This window comes from Agarivorans sp. OAG1 (assembly GCF_037076485.1).
GTDB classification, from domain to species: Bacteria; Pseudomonadota; Gammaproteobacteria; order Enterobacterales; family Celerinatantimonadaceae; genus Agarivorans; species Agarivorans albus.
The window spans coordinates 3,213,799-3,231,541 of sequence record NZ_AP028990.1 but is presented as its reverse complement, the minus strand read 5'-3'; the positions used below and the strand labels follow the sequence as shown (position 1 = coordinate 3,231,541).

General features: G+C 43.3%; 17 protein-coding genes. 9 read left to right on the top strand and 8 right to left on the bottom strand.

The genetic code is table 11. The features are described from left to right. Positions 1-504: 504 nt before the first annotated feature. The 6 genes from OAG1_RS14705 (at position 505) to OAG1_RS14680 (ending at position 7,071) form a co-directional block, all read left to right on the top strand. The gene (locus OAG1_RS14705; protein WP_220720795.1) at positions 505-2,133 is read left to right on the top strand and encodes an ABC transporter substrate-binding protein; all 1,629 of its coding nucleotides are present in this window, start codon (positions 505-507) and stop codon (positions 2,131-2,133) included. Between the two features lie 99 nt (positions 2,134-2,232). Further along, positions 2,233-3,153, top strand: a complete 921-nt coding sequence (gene oppB, locus OAG1_RS14700; protein WP_016402738.1) for an oligopeptide ABC transporter permease OppB — start codon at positions 2,233-2,235, stop codon at positions 3,151-3,153. Between the two features lie 9 nt (positions 3,154-3,162). Further along, positions 3,163-4,071 carry an oligopeptide ABC transporter permease OppC gene (oppC, locus tag OAG1_RS14695; protein WP_016402739.1) on the top strand — a complete coding sequence of 303 codons (909 nt, stop codon included), beginning with the start codon at positions 3,163-3,165 and terminating at the stop codon, positions 4,069-4,071. A 15-nt stretch (positions 4,072-4,086) separates the two neighbouring features. Then, complete coding sequence (gene oppD, locus OAG1_RS14690) at positions 4,087-5,061, top strand: oligopeptide ABC transporter ATP-binding protein OppD (protein WP_016402740.1); 975 nt, start codon at positions 4,087-4,089, stop codon at positions 5,059-5,061. A gap of 1 nt (position 5,062) precedes the next feature. Next, positions 5,063-6,052 carry a murein tripeptide/oligopeptide ABC transporter ATP binding protein OppF gene (gene oppF / locus OAG1_RS14685; RefSeq protein WP_338621820.1) on the top strand — a complete coding sequence of 330 codons (990 nt, stop codon included), beginning with the start codon at positions 5,063-5,065 and terminating at the stop codon, positions 6,050-6,052. 326 nt (positions 6,053-6,378) lie between these two features. Beyond that, entirely contained in the window at positions 6,379-7,071 is a 693-nt protein-coding gene (locus OAG1_RS14680; protein WP_338621819.1) for an alpha/beta hydrolase, read from the top strand. 50 nt (positions 7,072-7,121) lie between these two features. On the opposite strand, the gene OAG1_RS14675 is transcribed toward OAG1_RS14680, so the two are convergent. From OAG1_RS14675 to OAG1_RS14650, 6 genes are all read right to left on the bottom strand, one after another. After that, the gene (locus tag OAG1_RS14675) at positions 7,122-8,045 is read right to left on the bottom strand and encodes an arginase family protein (protein ID WP_338621818.1); all 924 of its coding nucleotides are present in this window, start codon (positions 8,043-8,045) and stop codon (positions 7,122-7,124) included. Continuing rightward, positions 8,042-8,395 (bottom strand): VOC family protein, encoded by a 354-nt coding sequence (locus tag OAG1_RS14670; protein WP_338621817.1) that lies wholly within the window; start codon positions 8,393-8,395, stop codon positions 8,042-8,044. The genes OAG1_RS14675 and OAG1_RS14670 overlap by 4 nt, the downstream gene beginning before the upstream one ends. 17 nt (positions 8,396-8,412) lie before the next feature. Further along, positions 8,413-8,913 carry a DUF6653 family protein gene (locus tag OAG1_RS14665; RefSeq protein ID WP_338621816.1) on the bottom strand — a complete coding sequence of 167 codons (501 nt, stop codon included), beginning with the start codon at positions 8,911-8,913 and terminating at the stop codon, positions 8,413-8,415. A 49-nt stretch (positions 8,914-8,962) separates the two neighbouring features. After that, a complete protein-coding gene (locus OAG1_RS14660; RefSeq protein WP_338621815.1) occupies positions 8,963-9,538 on the bottom strand; it encodes a YdeI/OmpD-associated family protein in 576 nt (191 codons plus the stop codon). Positions 9,539-9,687: 149 nt separating this feature from the next. Beyond that, the gene (locus tag OAG1_RS14655) at positions 9,688-10,128 is read right to left on the bottom strand and encodes a NifB/NifX family molybdenum-iron cluster-binding protein (RefSeq protein WP_016402747.1); all 441 of its coding nucleotides are present in this window, start codon (positions 10,126-10,128) and stop codon (positions 9,688-9,690) included. Beyond that, positions 10,125-10,415, bottom strand: coding sequence for a DUF134 domain-containing protein (locus OAG1_RS14650; RefSeq protein ID WP_040307412.1), 291 nt, complete (start codon positions 10,413-10,415; stop codon positions 10,125-10,127). The genes OAG1_RS14655 and OAG1_RS14650 overlap by 4 nt, the downstream gene beginning before the upstream one ends. A 121-nt stretch (positions 10,416-10,536) precedes the next feature. Here OAG1_RS14650 and OAG1_RS14645 point away from each other — a divergent pair, with 121 nt between their 5' ends. Further along, positions 10,537-10,983, top strand: a complete 447-nt coding sequence (locus OAG1_RS14645) for a PaaI family thioesterase (protein WP_338621814.1) — start codon at positions 10,537-10,539, stop codon at positions 10,981-10,983. A gap of 25 nt (positions 10,984-11,008) precedes the next feature. Here the strand turns inward: OAG1_RS14645 and OAG1_RS14640 are convergent, their stop codons facing one another. Next, a complete protein-coding gene (locus OAG1_RS14640; protein ID WP_338621813.1) occupies positions 11,009-11,971 on the bottom strand; it encodes an inositol monophosphatase family protein in 963 nt (320 codons plus the stop codon). Further along, complete coding sequence (locus tag OAG1_RS14635; protein ID WP_338621812.1) at positions 11,964-12,962, bottom strand: oxidoreductase family protein; 999 nt, start codon at positions 12,960-12,962, stop codon at positions 11,964-11,966. The genes OAG1_RS14640 and OAG1_RS14635 overlap by 8 nt, the downstream gene beginning before the upstream one ends. A 272-nt stretch (positions 12,963-13,234) precedes the next feature. Between OAG1_RS14635 and OAG1_RS14630 the strand changes: the two genes are divergently transcribed. Beyond that, complete coding sequence (locus OAG1_RS14630) at positions 13,235-16,435, top strand: diguanylate cyclase (RefSeq protein ID WP_338621811.1); 3,201 nt, start codon at positions 13,235-13,237, stop codon at positions 16,433-16,435. A gap of 288 nt (positions 16,436-16,723) precedes the next feature. Next, positions 16,724-17,734 carry an MBL fold metallo-hydrolase gene (locus OAG1_RS14625; RefSeq protein ID WP_338621810.1) on the top strand — a complete coding sequence of 337 codons (1,011 nt, stop codon included), beginning with the start codon at positions 16,724-16,726 and terminating at the stop codon, positions 17,732-17,734. Positions 17,735-17,743: the final 9 nt, after the last annotated feature.

The following is a 17,743-nucleotide window of genomic DNA, read 5'->3' as shown; positions in this document are numbered from 1 at the left end:
GTATAGACCGTAAATCACCGTTCTAGTGGTTTAGTAATTAACTTTCACCAGCAATTATAGGTAGCCCTTTAGTGGTACAACTTGATCCAGATCATGTGTTGCTAAGTTACAAATGTAAAAAAATCACGAAATATTTTCGGCTAATTTTACAGAATCAATCAGTATTCAGGCAAAAAGTGTAAATTTTTTACCAATTTTGCTACTCCGATCAAATTTGTAGTTTCTTCTCAACTTATCTACGTTAACAGTAAGTTTTGACGTTTTTTTTAGATGCTAGCTTAACCTAGTGAATTAACAATAAAAACCTAATAATTCTTGAGAATAATCAGGAATCTTCACTAATAAAAGGCAACTTATTATTTGTTGTTTCTTTGATTCGGGTGTAGCATCTGGCGTTGATGTGCGTTTTATTAGAATATTGTACTGATTTAATATTCATGTAAAGTGAATGGAAATTTCACAAACGGCCTAGTTATAGCCAAATGTGTCAATATGGAGATGAAAATGAAAACTGCTAAAACTTTAGCTGCCAGCCTCGTTAGTGCTGCGATCCTAAGTTCTTTCACCACTGCCTCTTTTGCTGCTGATGTTCCTGCTGGCGTTAAACTTGCCCCAGTACAGGAACTAGTACGTGGTAACGGCACCGAGCCTGCTTCCCTAGACCCTCACAAAACCGAAGGTGTGCCTGAATCCAATGTGATTCGTGAGCTACTTGAAGGTTTAGTAAATCAAGATGGCGACGGAAACCTGGTACCTGGCGTAGCAGAATCTTGGGAAACTGAAGATAACCTTACCTTCGTATTTCACCTTCGCAAAGATGCAAAATGGTCTAATGGCGATGCATTAACCGCCCACGATTTTGAATATAGTTTCAAACGCGCGGTTGATCCAAAAACCGCAGCGCCTTATTCGTGGTACCTAGAAATGACCACCATGGTAAATGCTGCAGACATTATCAATGGTAAGAAAGACGCCTCTGAATTAGCAGTTAAAGCTCTTGATGACTACACCTTAGAAATTAAACTAGAGCAAGCTCTACCATACTTTGTTGCGATGACGTCGCACACTACGCTGAAGCCAGTGCACAAGGCTACTGTTGAAAAGTTCGGTGATAAGTGGACTTTACCAGCTAACTTTGTGGGTAACGGTGCATACAAAGTATCTGAATGGGTAGTGAATGAAAAAATCGTTATGGAGCGTAACGAAAACTACTGGGATAACGACAAAACGGTTATCAACAAAGTGACTTACCTGCCGATTGAAAACCAAGTTACTGACATGAACCGCTTCCTAGCGGGCGAAATTGACATGACTTACGAAATGGCTAACGAGCACTTTAAGCGCATGCAAAAAGAGCAGCCAGATTCGTTAAAAGTAACGCCTTACTTATGCTCTTACTACTACGGCTTTAACAACAAAAAAGCACCATTTGATGATGTTCGCGTACGTAAAGCGTTGTCTTACGCCATTGACCGTGACGCAGTAGCTAAGTTTATCGTGGGCAAAGGTGAGCTACCTGCTTACAACTTTGCACACCAAAAAGTGGCTGGCCTACAAGTAGATACGCCAGATTACGCTACTTGGTCGCAAAAAGAGCGTAATGCAAAAGCTGCTGAGCTACTAGCCGAAGTAGGTTACGGTAAAGATAAGCCTCTAGAGTTTACCTTGTTGTACAACACCAGCGAAAACCACAAGAAGATCGCTATTGCAGTAGCTTCTATGTGGAAGAAAACCCTTGGTGTTAAAGTAAACCTAGAGAACCAAGAGTGGAAAACCTTCCTAGATAACCGTCGTAACGGTAACTACGATGTAACCCGTGCCGGCTGGTGTGGTGACTACAACGAAGCGTCAACCTTCCTATCGTTAATGCAAAGCAATAACGGTAACAACGATCAGTTCTACAACAGCCCAGCTTACGATGGCTTTATGAATGCCGCTATGTCAGCGGTTGATGATGCTGTTCGTGGCGATAACTACCGCCAAGCAGAGGCACAACTTGCTCAAGATATGCCACTTGCTCCAATCTACCACTACGTAAATGCGCGTTTGGTTAAGCCAACAGTTGGTGGCTACCCTATGAACAACGCCGAAGACAAAATTTACACTAAAGATCTATACATTATTGCCAAATAGTTGATGGTCTTTTGTAAGGCACCTTATGCTTAAGGTGCCTTATTTTGTTGTTAGCTACGCTAATTCAATTACAGCAATAAACATAAGCTGGAAAATCGAATGATTAAGTTCATCTTAAAACGAATGCTAGAAGCAATACCTACGCTATTGGTATTGATTACTATCACCTTCTTTATGATGCGTTTTGCCCCGGGAAGCCCATTCTCTGGTGAGCGCTCACTTCCGCCTGAAGTATTAGCCAATATCGAGGCTAAGTACGGTTTGGATAAACCGGTACTGGAGCAATACTTCTCCTACTTAGGCAACTTGGCACAAGGCGATCTTGGGCCATCATTTAAATACAAAGACTACACCGTGAATGAACTTGTGGCGCAAGCCCTGCCGGTGTCAGCAAAAATCGGCTCTATTGCCTTTATCTTTACAGTGTTGATGGGGGTGTCTGTAGGCACGCTGGCAGCATTAAAACAAAATACCTGGATGGACTTTAGCATTATGTCTACGGCAATGGCCGGGGTGGTGATGCCCTCCTTTGTGTTAGCGCCCACCTTGGTTTATATCTTTGCAATTAAGTTGCAATGGTTACCCGCAGGGGGCTGGAATGGGGGGCAGTGGCAATACATTATTCTACCCATGTTGGGTATGTCGTTGCTTTACGTGGCCTCGTTTGCCCGGATTATGCGCGGCAGCATGATTGAAGTATTAAGCTCTAACTTTATCCGCACCGCCAAAGCGAAAGGTTTGCCATATCGTTACATTATTGTGCGCCACGCGCTGCGCCCAGCTTTGTTACCAGTAGTGTCTTACATGGGCCCAGCTTTTGTTGGCATTATTACTGGCTCGGTAGTGATTGAGACCATTTTTGGCTTGCCTGGTTTTGGTAAGTTGTTTGTGAATGGAGCGCTTAACCGAGACTACTCCTTAGTGTTAGGTCTCACCATTTTAATTGGTACCTTTACCATTGTTTTCAACGCGATTGTAGACATCTTGTATGCCTTCATCGATCCAAAAATTCGCTACTAGGAGGCTGCAATGTTAGATAACAAACAAAACAGCGACGCTATTAGTGAATTCGCAGATAAGTTAGAAATTGAAGGCCGCAGTTTGTGGCAAGATGCGCGTATGCGTTTCATGCGTAACCGCGCTGCGATGGTAAGTTTAGGCATATTGGTATTCATCACTTTGCTAGTGATGTTTGGCTCTCACCTTAGTGAGTTTGCTTTTGACGATACCGACTGGGGCGCCATGCACCATGGACCATCTATTGAAAGTGGCCATTATTTTGGTACCGACTCGTTAGGCCGAGATATGTTTGTTCGTACCTTGTTGGGCGGACAAATCTCGTTGCTGGTAGGTGTGATGGGCGCTTTTGTCGCGGTACTCATTGGTACACTTTATGGCGCTACTTCTGGCTTTTTAGGCGGCACAGTAGATCGAGTAATGATGCGTTTGCTAGAGATCCTCTACGGCATTCCATTCATGTTCTTTGTAATTTTGCTGGTGACCTTTTTTGGCCGCAATATTTTCTTGGTGTTTGTTGCCATTGGCGCAGTGTCTTGGTTAGACATGGCGCGTATTGTTCGTGGCCAAACCTTAAGTCTTAAAAACAAAGAGTTTATTGAAGCTGCCGAAGTGTGTGGTGTATCCAAATGGAAAATTATTACCCGCCACATTGTGCCTAATGTATTAGGCATTGTTGCGGTATATGCCACGCTGCTAGTGCCACAAATGATTCTTACTGAATCGTTTTTAAGCTTCTTAGGTTTGGGTGTACAAGAGCCAATGACCTCGTGGGGAGCTTTGTTGCAAGACGGCTCACAAACCATGGAAATTGCCATTTGGCAGCTATTATATCCAGCTGCATTTATGGTGGTCACGCTGTTTAGTTTTAACTATGTAGGCGACGGTTTACGTGATGCCTTAGATCCAAAAGATCGCTAAGGCAGGGGCAGAGTAATGAGTTTATTAAATGTGAAAGACCTTCGTGTAGAGTTTTCTACCCCCGAAGGCAGCGTAACCGCAGTGAACGATTTAACTTTTTCACTGGAAGCTGGGCAAACCTTGGGTATTGTTGGTGAGTCAGGTTCAGGTAAAAGCCAAACCGCTTTTGCCTTAATGGGCTTACTGGCAAAAAACGGTACTATTAGCGGCGAAGCCTTGTTTAACGGCCAGCAAGTTCTTAACTTGCCAGAACAGCAGTTAAACGCCATACGCGCCGAGAAAATCTCGATGATTTTCCAAGACCCCATGACCTCGCTAAACCCTTATATGAAAGTGGGTGAGCAGCTAAAAGAGGTGCTTCGCTTACATAAGGGCATGAGTAATCGCGAAGCCCACGTGGAAGCCGTTCGTATGCTTGACGCAGTTAAAATGCCAGAAGCTGAAAAGCGCATGGCCATGTACCCCCACGAGTTCTCGGGTGGTATGCGCCAGCGAGTCATGATTGCTATGGCTTTGCTGTGTAAGCCTCAGCTGTTAATTGCCGACGAGCCAACAACGGCCTTAGATGTAACGGTTCAAGCGCAAATAATGACACTGTTAAACGAACTGAAGAGTGAGTTTAATACTGCGATTATTATGATTACTCACGATCTAGGTGTAGTTGCTGGTATCTGTGACAAAGTGTTGGTTATGTACGCTGGCCGCACCATGGAATATGGCACGGCTAAAGAAGTGTTTTATCAACCTAGTCATCCGTATACTGAAGGTCTGTTAAAAGCAATCCCACGCTTGGATACCGAAGGCGAAATATTGCCGACTATTCCGGGTAATCCACCTAACTTACTTAAACTTCCACAGGGCTGTCCGTTCCAAGAACGTTGCCATAGAGTGAGCGATCACTGTCGTCAGCAAAGCCCTGAACTAAGCACTTTTGCTAACCAGCGTCAGCGTGCTTGCCACAATGATTTCCACTTAAGCGGAGGCCAATAAGATGAGTGATAAAGCCTTATTGCTAGATGTAGTGGATTTAAAAGTCTATTTCAAAATTAAGAATGCCAAAGCCTTACCTTGGACACCTGCTGCCACCTTAAAAGCGGTAGACGGCGTGTCGCTTAAGCTTTACCAAGGTGAAACTTTAGGGGTAGTAGGTGAGTCGGGCTGTGGTAAGTCTACCTTCGCCCGTGCGGTGATTGGTTTGGTGCCAGCCGAAGCAGGCAAGGTGGTGTGGTTAGGGCAAGACTTAACCGAGCTCGATCAAAAGAATCTGCGCGAAAAGCGCAAAGAGATTCAAATGATCTTCCAAGACCCGCTAGCATCACTAAACCCAAGAATGACGGTTGGCGATATTATTGCCGAACCGTTACGTACTTTTTACCCAAACCTCAGCAGGGCTGAAGTAAAACAAAAAGTGCAAAAAATGATGATGCGGGTGGGCTTGTTACCAAACGTAATCAACCGTTATCCGCATGAATTCTCGGGTGGTCAGTGTCAGCGTATCGGTATCGCGCGAGCGTTAATCCTAGAGCCTAAGATGATCATTTGTGATGAACCTGTATCAGCACTAGATGTATCGATTCAGGCGCAGGTAGTTAATCTGCTTAAAGAGCTGCAAGCAGAAATGGGCTTAAGCCTTATCTTCATCGCTCACGATCTTTCGGTAGTGAAGCACATCTCTGACCGCGTATTGGTAATGTACTTGGGTAACTCGGTTGAATTAGGCACGGCTAAGGCCCTGTTTGATAAACCCACGCACCCTTATACCAAAGCGTTGATGTCGGCAGTGCCTATTCCCGATCCGGATTTAGAACGCGGTAAAACCATTGAACTGCTAGAGGGCGATTTACCCTCGCCAATTAGTCCACCTTCGGGTTGCGTATTTCGCACGCGCTGCCCCATAGCCACCGAGCAATGTGCTAAAACTAAACCCGCTTTAGTGGGGAGTGATGAGCACTCGGTAAGCTGTTTACACACCTCGGTGTAGCAGTATTGTTGTGATTAAAAAGCCAGGTTAAACCTGGCTTTTTTGTAGCAGTTTTCGGCCTTACTCTAAATCGAATTGTGCTACCAATAAGTTTACTATCAAGATTTCTTTATTAGTTACAGGGTGAATGTCGCCTGCATTACTTTCTTCACACCGTTGGTAGCGCTGAAGTACTCAGAGAAGCAGTCATTGGATAGCTTACTTTGTTGAGTTAGTTGTTATTATGGTTGGTTTTGTTAGGGTATGATTTCCCAAGCATTTGGTCTTAAGTGCTGCACAGTACTGTTAAGTGACCATTACCAAACAAACTAGATAAGGTTTGAGTTATGGGGAAGTTTATTGTCGTGCTGTTACTCTCGTTGTCAGCTAACTCAGCCTTAGCTAAGGAATGTGTTGTATTGCTACATGGAATGGCACGTTCAGAAGACTCTATGGAAAAAATGTCCAAACAACTTAAAAGTGACGGATACAAAGTTTCAAATTATGGTTACCCATCAACTAGCTTAGAAATAGAAGACATAGCCTCGAAACATGTACCTCAAGCAATAGCGGATTGTGGTAATGCAAAGGTGGTACATTTTGTCACTCATTCGCTAGGCGGTATTGTGCTGCGAAAATATTTAAGTGAAAACAGCATAATACCACTTGGCCGGGTTGTAATGTTGGGTCCTCCTAACCGGGGTAGTGAGGTAGTCGATGCGCTAAGGCATGTCCCGGGATTTGAGTTTATAAATGGTCCCGCCGGCTCGCAGCTTGGCACCGAGGAAGATAGTGTTCCTAATTCGCTTGGACCTGTCACTTATCCGGTTGGCATTATTGCGGGGAGTTCCACTTTCAATCCGTTACTGTCGCAAATGTTGCCCAACCCCGATGATGGAAAGGTGTCCGTTGAACGAACCAAAGTAGCGGGTATGACTGACCACGTGGTTTTACCTGTCACGCATACATTTATGATGCGTAATGATGAAGTTATAAGCCAAGTAAAGCGCTTCCTAAAAACGGGAGAATTCGAGCACTAGTGTCGCAGAAGCTAAGTTCTGACTGGTAGGTATTAAACACCAAGTAAGTTTTAAGTTCTAAAGCCCCAGCATGCATCAATTAGTTTGATCATCAGTTCTTTAGAAACGCCATCATGATCAAGTTCTGGTAAATACTCGACAAAATCAGCGCCAATAAATTTACTGCTGGAAGCTAGAGTATGAACAAGGTGAATGGCTTCTCTAGCGCTTAAACCCCCTACATTTGGAGTAGCGCAGGCTCTAAAAGTACTTCCCTCTAAGGCATCGTAGTCAAAAGATAAATAGAGGTGATCATAATGGCTTTCGATGTGTGAGCTTAGTTCCTTTAAAACTGTGTTGATGCCTAGGCGGTCAATACTCGCCATATCATAATTGGTGATCCCATGGTCATTGATAAGCTGGTGCTCATTTGGCATTAAGTCTCGTATCGCCACATAAAAAACGTCTTCTGGCTTTATTGCAATGTCGGGGTTAATTGACCAACCATTGTGCGGATATTTATCCATTAACATGGCTAATGGTTTGCCATGCAAATTACTGGCAAGGCTATTGTTACAATCGGCATGGGCATCAACCCAAATCACAGCCACCTTCTTGCCTTGCTGTTTTTGATAATACTCCATTGTTGCTTGCAGCGTACCTACTGCAATCGAGTGGTCGCCGCCTATAGTGATAGGTGTGCGTCCAACGCTATAACTGGCCAGCAGTTTGGCTTTCAACTCAGCACTATAGGCTGATAAAGCTGCTTCTTTCTTACCAGCAGCGATTAAAGACAATACTTCTGCCGATACTGCTACATCACCAAGATCTTGAATATCACAATTCCAACGGGTATTTCTAACGCTTATCCACTCGCTTAACCCAATCCAAGTCTGCTGATTTAAGCAACGAAGCCCGTCCACCGTATTTTGTTTAGTGGTGACGTAGCCCAGTTGATTAAAAGGCGCACCAATTATATCGAAACATCTACTCATGAACTGCCTTGTATAAATGAAAATGTATTCTCATTACAATCAATAATGTGAGTCATCAACCCACCCCAACATTGCTTTTCTGGGGGGCCGGTAAATACAACACCGCGTTTAGATAATGCGCTGTAAAGTTGAAGAATGTTGGATACTTCAATACTGAATCCTAAAAATCTAGCACTTTCAAATTCGCCTTTTTCTTCAAGCTCTAGCAATAGTTGAGCATTATCTAACTGGTACCCAATGTAGCCTTCTGATACAGCACCAAACACTTTGGTTAACCCGAGTTTTTCTGTATAGAATTTTTCTGATTCTATGAGGCATCGGCAAGGGATCCGCAAGGTACTCACTTTCATTTTCTGCTCTCCGAGTGTTAACTCTTAGAATCATTTTGTTGGTTTAAATGGCTTGATTCATATAACCACACCATACGATCTAAAAACCACATTTTAGTGAGGTAGATATAGACAACACCTTGCAATGTAACGCTTATATTTAGGCTCCACAAGCCATAGATAAGGACTAAACAACTGATCCCTTGTAGGATGTTTAGTATGTTTATAGCTGTTGCGTGAGAATCTGGAATGGGCTTAGATTTACGGTTGATTAATATGCGCTCACCCAACACAGCTTTGGCTGCCCAGCTGCTGTAATCCTTTGGTTTAGATAACAAAGTTGGGTTTATCCAAAGCCAAAAAATAAGTATCGAAATAGGGACAAGGCAGTACCAGCCGATCCAAACTCGTGACCAAATGCCTAATACAATAAATGGCAATGTGGCAAATCTTGTCCACACAGACCAAGGGTTAGCATGTTTTAGCCAACTCTCGTCTTTGGGAAGAAACAGTTTGGATAAGGCTTTATCTAGTTTCAAGTAAGACTCCGGTTAATGCTTCAGCATTATATAAGCATCCTTTTAATACTCAAATTGGCTTTATGTTATCGGCAAGCATGTCTAAGTATTTGGTAAAGCGCTTTTGTCTGGTTTCGGGCCTTTTGGCGCTAAGTAATCCATTAGCTATAACATAGCGACTTGATTTAGTGAGTGATTCATAAAACTGTTGCGCCTGTGGTTTTAGCGCTAATGCCGTTAAAAAGTCTGCGGGGACTTCCATTTCACTTACCGCGTAGGCATTCTCCCACCTTCCGTCAGCTTTAGCTGCCTCTACTTGCAATAGGCCGGGTTTGGTCATTCGCCCCTCGTTTATTAACCGCTCTACGTGTTTTCTGTTTCTTTTCGACCAAGTGCTACGGGGTTTTCTGGGAGAAATTCGCTGTAAGTATGCATGCTCGTCAATCGACTTTTTTACTCCGTCAATCCAACCCCAGCAGAGAGCTTCAATTACCACTTCATCCCAAGTTACGCTTGCTAGGTTTGTTTTCTTCTTGAATATTTTTATCCACAGTTCAGTTTGGGTTGCGTGATTAATTTCGAGCCAACGACCAAGCTCTTGCGGCGTTGTAAAGGTAATAACTTTGCTTAAATCTGGTTTAGGCATGATGGTTGGCTCTCTTCAACGACATGATCGTTAGTGCAATTTGTGCTGTGCTCAAATTGCACTAACGTGATTTTTTATAACAACAAAACAATCAATGTAGCATAAGGTAATTGCCTAAATAGCGTGTTTTTGTAAGTAAGCTATTGGTATTAGCTGTGTTGGAATTTTTGTTTTTCTGAACAGCAATTGTTGTTACGTTTTTGTTTTATCGAGTTTTTACAGCACGCTTTATGGCTATGCTTTTTTGAATGTTGTAGGGAAGGGCGAGCAAGCTCTAGCGATTTAAGTTCTATCATTGGGCTTTGGCTTACCGTATTCAACGCCACGCTAGCGTTGGTTTTAAACACTTTAATCCCCATTGCAAGCAATCTATTTAGAGCTTTCTCTCCAATATTTTTAACAATCACAGCGTCTACGTTTAGCTGGCATAGCTGTTCAAAGATGGCTATTTTGCTGTTGCATGACAGCTCATGGTTAGCTTGGTGAGTAATTTCATCGAGTAGCTCGGTATCGCTAAATACGCTAAAGCTTGGTGCTTTCATAAAATGGTTAGCTACTTGGCCTTGGTTATTTGGAACGGCATAAATCATAGTTCAGATTCCTCATCGGCAAAAACAAGGGCTTTTCCTTCTACCAAACATGTCGCTATTTTAAAGCGTGCTTGGCTAACTATATTGCCAAAGGTTTGTCGGGAAACGCCCATTTCTGTGGCTGCTTCTAATTGGCTCATCTTGAGTTGGTCGGCAAGTCGTAGGGCTTCAAACTCTTCCGGTAGAATTTCTAGCTGACTTAAACGATTCATAGGTACGCCATTGGGTTTAAAGCAGTTATGTGCTGGTCGCCCGCAAATGCGGCGGCATTTTTTGGGTCTGGCCATGTTATCTCCTAAGCTTAAGTTCATTTTCACTATAGATAAATTATTAGCATATGCCAATAATTTATTGATGTTTATTTTTGGCATATGCTATAAATAAACAGGTTTTTACACTTGAGAATTGATGATGGACATTGCTATTCCTTATTCACATAAGCACTGTTTTGCCTGCGGAACGAGTGACTCTTCTAATACAGCTTTAAACTTACGCTTTATTCGCAGCAAAGCTGGGGGTGTAGAAGCAGCGGTTAGTTTAAATAAGCTTTATCAGGGATATAGCGGGGTGTTGCATGGTGGTATTATTTCTACTCTGCTCGATGCCGCAATGACACATCGTTTATTCGCCGAGGGTGTGGAAGCAATGACTGCTGATTTACATATTCGGTTTGCTAAACCAGTTCCGGTTAATCATGAAGTCATACTGAGCGCAGATATAGATAGCACTATAAGAGGGGTGTTTACGCTATCAAGCAAACTGTATTGCGAACAAAGCATTTATGCCTCAGCGAAGGCAAAGTTTATGCGAGCCAACGCTAGTGCATCGAGTTCATTTCTTTCAAGTGATTGTTGAAGAGAGAAGTACCATTAACAGCTGATTATGCATCACTAAATTGCTGGTTGAGTTTAAGGGCTAAAATCTGCTTGGCTAAGGTGGCATTGCTGGCATACAACACGCCTTTTTGATTCATAAAGCTGCTAGTTGGGTTATTTAGCTTTAAGGCTCGGCCGTTGCTGTCGCTTACCCAAGCATTGCAGCCTTGGGCGATGCATGAGCTGGCGGCGAAATCCCAAATGCTGCCGCCACCTTGTGTTCGTTTGGCGAGTTTTAAATAAAAGGCGTTCGATTCATCAATTACTGAGCAAGCGTTTACTACGGCTCCAGCGCTACTGTTAATTAGCAGTTCAGAATAACCTAAGTGTTTGGCAAGCTGTTCTAATTGCGCCTTAAGTTGCTCAAAATAAGGCAATTTAAGGCTGCTTCTATCACAATAAAATGTTAGCGAAGTAGAGCCTAAGTCGCATATATTGCTTGGTGTTTTTTGCTCAAACGCAAGCTGTTGCTTAAAACTGTGGTGTTGTTGGGAGTCAGGGTTAAAGTAGCTGTGGTAGAGCGTGTTACTAAAGGGTAGGTAACATACCCCCAGAAGTGCTTGACCGGCTTTATTTACTAAAGCAATTGATACTGCGCAACCATCGCCTTCTTCGATAAAGGGCAGGGTGCCATCTAAGGGGTCGATTGCCCAAAAAGCTTTACTGCTAAACCGCGGGTGTTGCGTTAAATCGAAGCCTTCGGTGTTTTCTTCGGCTAGAGTGGCTAGTTGGTTCAACTGAGTGATTGGCTTAAGCGTGTTTAAAATTATCCTTTCACAATGTCGGTCTACTTCGGTAACCACCTGCGCGCTTAAACTCAAATCTTGGGATTTATGTTCTACCTTTAGTTGCTCTCTTGGGTAAGCGGCAATGTATTCGCCAGCTTGTTTGGCGGCAGTTATTGCAAGGCCTACAAACTGTTGCAGTTGAGCTGAACTAAAGTGGCAATTTATCTTAGACTTAGTCATTGCTATTTTCTGCCAAAATTTGGAGAGCCAGCTGGGTTTGTTGGTGGCTGTAACTATTTAGCTTCCAATGACCTGGGCTCCAGCCTTCAAGAAAACGTTCAAAGTCAGCCCAAGCAAAAGGATACAAATCTCGCCATTGTTGCTCCAGCTCTGTAAAGTTAACTTCAGGAACAGCATAGTGTTCAAGGGCTTGTTGTAGCATTCCAAAGTAGTAGTCAAGAATGTTTTGTTGTTGCTCAAAGCACTGTTGTTCACTGAGGCAACTACCTACAAGCAGGGCCAAATCTTGGATACCACAACCCCTACCAACGTACTGAAAATCTACTGCTGCTACTTGGCTTAGTGTTTGATTAAAGCAAAAGTTGGCAAGTTTGGCATCGCCATGAATAAGGCAAAAGTAATCGCTAGATTGTAGGTGTTGGTCTATCGCCGACGCTGCTTGTTTAAGAGGTGACTCGGCCATAGCGGCGAGTTCGTCGGGGCGAGTCGCTAAGTGCCAATAGCCGCCTTGAGGCCAAAGTGAAGAGGCTGAGCGTTGCATAAAACGGGCATGAAAATAGGCTAACCATCGGATACAAACCAAAGCTTGCTTGAAGTCTACTTGTTGTCTTACTTCGCTGTAACCCAAGGTATGTAGGTCTTCCAATACAATACTTTGCTGGTCATCATGCTGGCTTGAATCGATAAGTTGGGGCATATAACAGTGCTGGTCACAATCTTGGGCGAACTGTTGGTACCATGCCAACTCAACTTGGTATGAATGAACTTTGCGTTGGTGTGAGAGAGCGGTATTCCATCCTCGCGGATGTTTCGTTTGCTCTGGAAAAGCTATGTTTTTCACTACCATGCTTGGGCGAATACCATGCTTAAACTTCACTCTAACTAGTTCGCCATAGCCTCCCCAGAGGGATTGAATCGTCATTACCTCAGAAATGCTGCCAGCTTGATTTAGTTGCTTAAGTTTTGCTTGTTGTCGTTCAGATAAAGACATTAAAATAGTGCTGTTTGGTATGAATGGTCATGGTACGACAAGCGAGTTGACGTATCGAGTTTTTCACTAAGATTTTTGAGCGAGATAATCTTGCCTAATTACGCTTTGTTAGTATTTATAGTATAAGAATATTGACCAACTTATCAGATTTTGCCTTATCCCTGTTTATTAACAATTTTCCAGCCATTTTATGTGACCATCTTGGCATCGAAATCTAGGCAAATAAATTAGTATATTAGCGGTAAATTTAGCCTAGGAGGGCGATTTCAACCATGCCCCAAATGGACAGTTTTGCGAAGCGTTTGTCGATTGATTGGCAGCGTACTTTAGGGGGAGCAACCAGCTTTAGTTTTTTTCAAAGCTCGGATCCCGACAATTTGGCCCGTTGCACCTCTGATTTTGCAGAACAACAGGGCGCTCCTCTATACATGATAAGCCTCAACAATTTGAGTGCTTACTCCCCCTATAGCTCGCTATTTGCCTTGCTTATCCGCCGTTTTGAACAATCCAGCTTAAGTGCAGAAGAGCTTGCTGCCAGCGTGACCGACTTTGTACCGCTGCAACAAAATTTATGCGCAATGCTTAAAGGCGAACGTTTTGAACGCAGTGAGCTGGTGTTGGTTGATGATCTTTATTTCGAGCAACAGTCTATTGAAAAAGCGATTATTGCTTTAGTTGCTAAGTTATTTGTAGAGCCCGCTATTGTGGTAGTAAGTGGTTGGCACTTTGCTTCTGCTTCGGCGATTAAAATGCTGCAAGCCTTGGTGTCTAGTGAACTTAGTATTCCTGTTTTAGTGCTTACTTCTGTTGATACCCAATATGCTCTGGCTAATCGCCAAGACGATGAAGCCTGGGAAGGTTTCTTAGATTGGCTTGATGACACGACATTGTTGCATAACGTGCCTACTAGCCAATCACCATTAAAAGTACATTGGCAATATCGAGACTGTGTAAAAAGTGCAGAGTTGTTAGTTGCTGAAAATATAGCATTTATGGCGTGGCCAGAGGCCGAAGTTGCCGCCCGTTTAATGCTAGAAACCACAGATTTAGAAAGCAGTTTAAAAGTAAGACTACAGTTATTCTTGGCAGAAGCGCTGTTGTATCAAGGCGAACTAAATACGGCGGTAACCGAATTAGAACTTCTTCAAGTTTTCCAAGAGTCTTTAAACAACACTTACGACAAGGTGCGCTTGTTAAATCTGCTCAGCGTTACCTTGGTGCAACAGCAAAGTTTTGAAGAAGCGATGCAATGCTCAGAAGCTGCCTTAGAGCTTGCAGGCCAAGCTACAAATGGTCATTTGGTGGCGCAATCCTTGTTCGTAAACTTTTATGCTCACGATAAATCGTCTACACCGCTAAAATTGGCTGAATTTGCCCATTTAGACAGTGAGCTGCAGCAATACAACATGGACTGCTCACGGCTTTATGCCTTGCGTAACTATTACACTTATTTGCGTTTTTACGAAGATTTAGATTCAAGCATTGCTTTAGATTTTACTCAAAAAGCGGTGAAGCTTGCGCGCAGAATTGGTCATCGACAAGGTATTGCAGCTAGTTACCATAGCAAGGGCATTATTTATTCTTATATCAGCCGTTACCACGCCACCTTCCGCTGTTTTGGTATTAGCTCGCGTATTCGAGAAGAGCTAGGGGAAGCCAGTGAGCGGGTACGCATGTATAACGGCACCGGCTACTTTAATACTCTCTTAGAGAAATACCCAGAAGCCCAAGAGCAGTACTTGGCTGCTTACGATATTGCTCGGCATACTGGTGATTACTCGGAGCTGGTAGTGACCTTGTACAACTTTGCCTGGTTATATTTTTGCACCCGCGATTACCAACAAGCCTGTGATGTATTGGAGCAATTGGTAAGAATTTGTCGAATTAGACAAATGACTCACTTCCCCTTTAGAAACCTCTACGACGTATTTAGCTTAAAGGGTTTTTGTCATTCTAAACTCGGCGAGCGTGCTCGTGCTCAGCAATGTTTAGAGCGTATGCAAGGTTTGCCTTTTAAGCCCTCTGGTACCGGCGCATTTTTAAAAGCCTTGTTGCAAGGTGCGCTTGAGGTAGTAGATGGTCGCTTAAATAAAGCTGAAGAGATATTTGAAGCAGCGCCGGCCTTACTTGGTGAAGTGGTCGACATGGACAGCCGTTTGTTGCCGCAGTGCAGCACCGAGTTATTAGAAGTGTATAGCCGCCGCGGTAAATGGGAAGCCTGTGATAGCTTGCTAAACCACAGCTTAGCCATGTGTGAAGTGCTTATTTTGCCGCGATTCACCGAGATCTTTAATAGTATTAAAAGCATCATTGATAAGCGCCAAGTATTTTACGCTAAAGATATTGATAGCTATAAGCTTGCACCAATTCATCTTAACCTTGATGATTTAGTGCGTAGTGCCAAACAAGACACACAGCTTCGCCAAGTTCAGCAGCGCTTGCGTGAAATGCAATTAATTAGCCGCATGCAATCGTTGCCTGAGCGATTTGATAGTACCGTAGATTTAGCTGTTGAAAGCTTAAAGCTGGTTTGTGGTAACTTCACTGTGCAAGTGGGAATGGTGCACCACTTAGCTAGTGACGCATGGGAAGAATGGGCGCATGTAGGTAAATTGCTAAGCAAAGAACAAGTTGATCAATACCTAGCGCATGTTAAAGATAACCAGAGCACTTGGATAAACAATAGCTTTAGTTCAAAAGGTGAAGATGGCAAACGAGCGACCTATAACTCGGTTGCCTGCTTACCAATATTTGTAGATGAACATTTATATGGCGCCTTAACCCTTTGTAACTTTAACAGTAATCGTTATTTTGACCGCCAAGACCAAGACACACTTAATTTAATTAGTCGCCAGTTAGGTAGCCAGTTACAGCAGCTTAAACACCGAGAAAACCTGCTTAAGATGTCTACCACCGACTCGCTTACCGGGCTGCTAAATAGACAAGCATTGTTAGCGCGTTTAGAGCAAGAGCTGGTGATGTTTGAGCAACAAGCTGGTACTTATCACTGTTCCTTGGCTTATATTGATTTAGATAACTTTAAAATTGTAAACGATTTGCTAGGCCATGATGTTGGTGACAAAGTGCTTTCGGCTTTCTCTGCTTTATTAGTGGACACCATGCGCGCTGGCGATATTGTTGCTCGTTGGGGCGGTGATGAATTTGTCGTGGTTTTCCCAAGTGCCAAACACGACCAAGCCAAGCTCACTGCTGAACGCTTGTTGGCCAACCTGCACAAGAAACATTATTTTAAAGAGCAGTTACGTGCTTGGGCAGAAAAACCAGAGTTGGTGGACAACTTACCCGATCTTAGTTGCTCAATCGGTATTACCGATTGCGGTGGTGTAGAGCACAATGATTTAAGTGAGGATTGGTTACTTAAACAAGCTGACCGAGCCCTATATCGCGCGAAAGCAGAGGGCAAAGGGCGGGTGAGTGTTATGAGTTTAAGCAAAGAGTTTGAGCTGGACTAAATAAAACAGTATTGCGAGAAAGCGCTGGTAAACCTCAGCGCTTTTTTATTGCCTAATATCACTCACACCAAATAAGTGATCAGAAATAACGCAGGAAAAATACTCGAGAATAAGGCATGATTTTTCGATAAGTAGTTATTCTACAATCAAAAATTTTAACGCAGTTATCGAGTATTTTAACCAGATAGAATGAACAGTTACTTGCTACGATTGGTATAACGACTTGCCAAAGCTTGTGACTAGACACTAGAGTGGACTTTCTTGGAAAAGATTTAAGGGATGTAAAGCGTGAAGTTAATTGTAAAGCTGTTGATTTTGGCCGCTGTGGGCTTAGTCATCGCCTGTAGTTCATCAGATAAAGAATACCAAAATAACCATCTTGAGCCGATCGCTAAAAACCCTTTTAAGTTTCTTTATGTTCGATTTTTTGGTGATACTCGTTGGTCTGATCAAGCGGCCGAAGCTTACCGCGTACCACGCCAAGATGTTGATCTAGAGCTACTTAAAGATGAGCACGCAGGTACAAAGGTGACTTGGTTAGGTCATTCTAGTTTCTTAGTGCAACTGCCAGAGCTGACCTTTCTTACAGATCCGGTTTTTAGTGAACGGGTATCGCCTGTGAGTTTTGCCGGGCCAAAACGCTTAGTTCCACTTACCTTTAAACCAGAAGACCTACCCAGTGTCGATTTTGTAGTGATTTCCCATAATCACTATGATCACTTGGATAAAAAAGCCATTAAGCACTTTGGTAATTCTACTCATTACTTTGTGCCAGAAGGCTTGGGTATTTGGTTTGAAAAAATGGATATTAAACCAAGCAATATTACTGAACTGCCTTGGTGGGGCTCGCAGCAAAAAGGCGATGCCTTAATCACTGCTACGCCTAGCCAACATTGGTCGGCACGTGGCTTGTTTGATCGCAATAAAAGCCACTGGGCGAGTTGGTTAATTGAGTTTAAAGGCAAGCGCTATTGGTTTGCAGGAGATACGGGTTATAACCCCTATGACTTTAAAGAAATAGGTGAGCGAGCGGAAGAAATCGATTTGGCCTTTATTCCTATAGGTGCATACTCACCACGTGGCTTCATGAAAGATCAACACGTTAACGTGCCTGAGGCTATAAAGGTGCACAACGACGTGCGTGCTAAGTTATCAATTGGTATGCATTGGGGCACTTATCCTCTTACTGCTGAACCAGTGATGGAACCCGCGGAGCACTTGGAGCAGCTAAGTTTGAAAGATCTTAAACAAGGTGAATTTGTCACCATGGCAATTGGTGAAACCCGAATTGTTTTTTAGCCTTTAGTT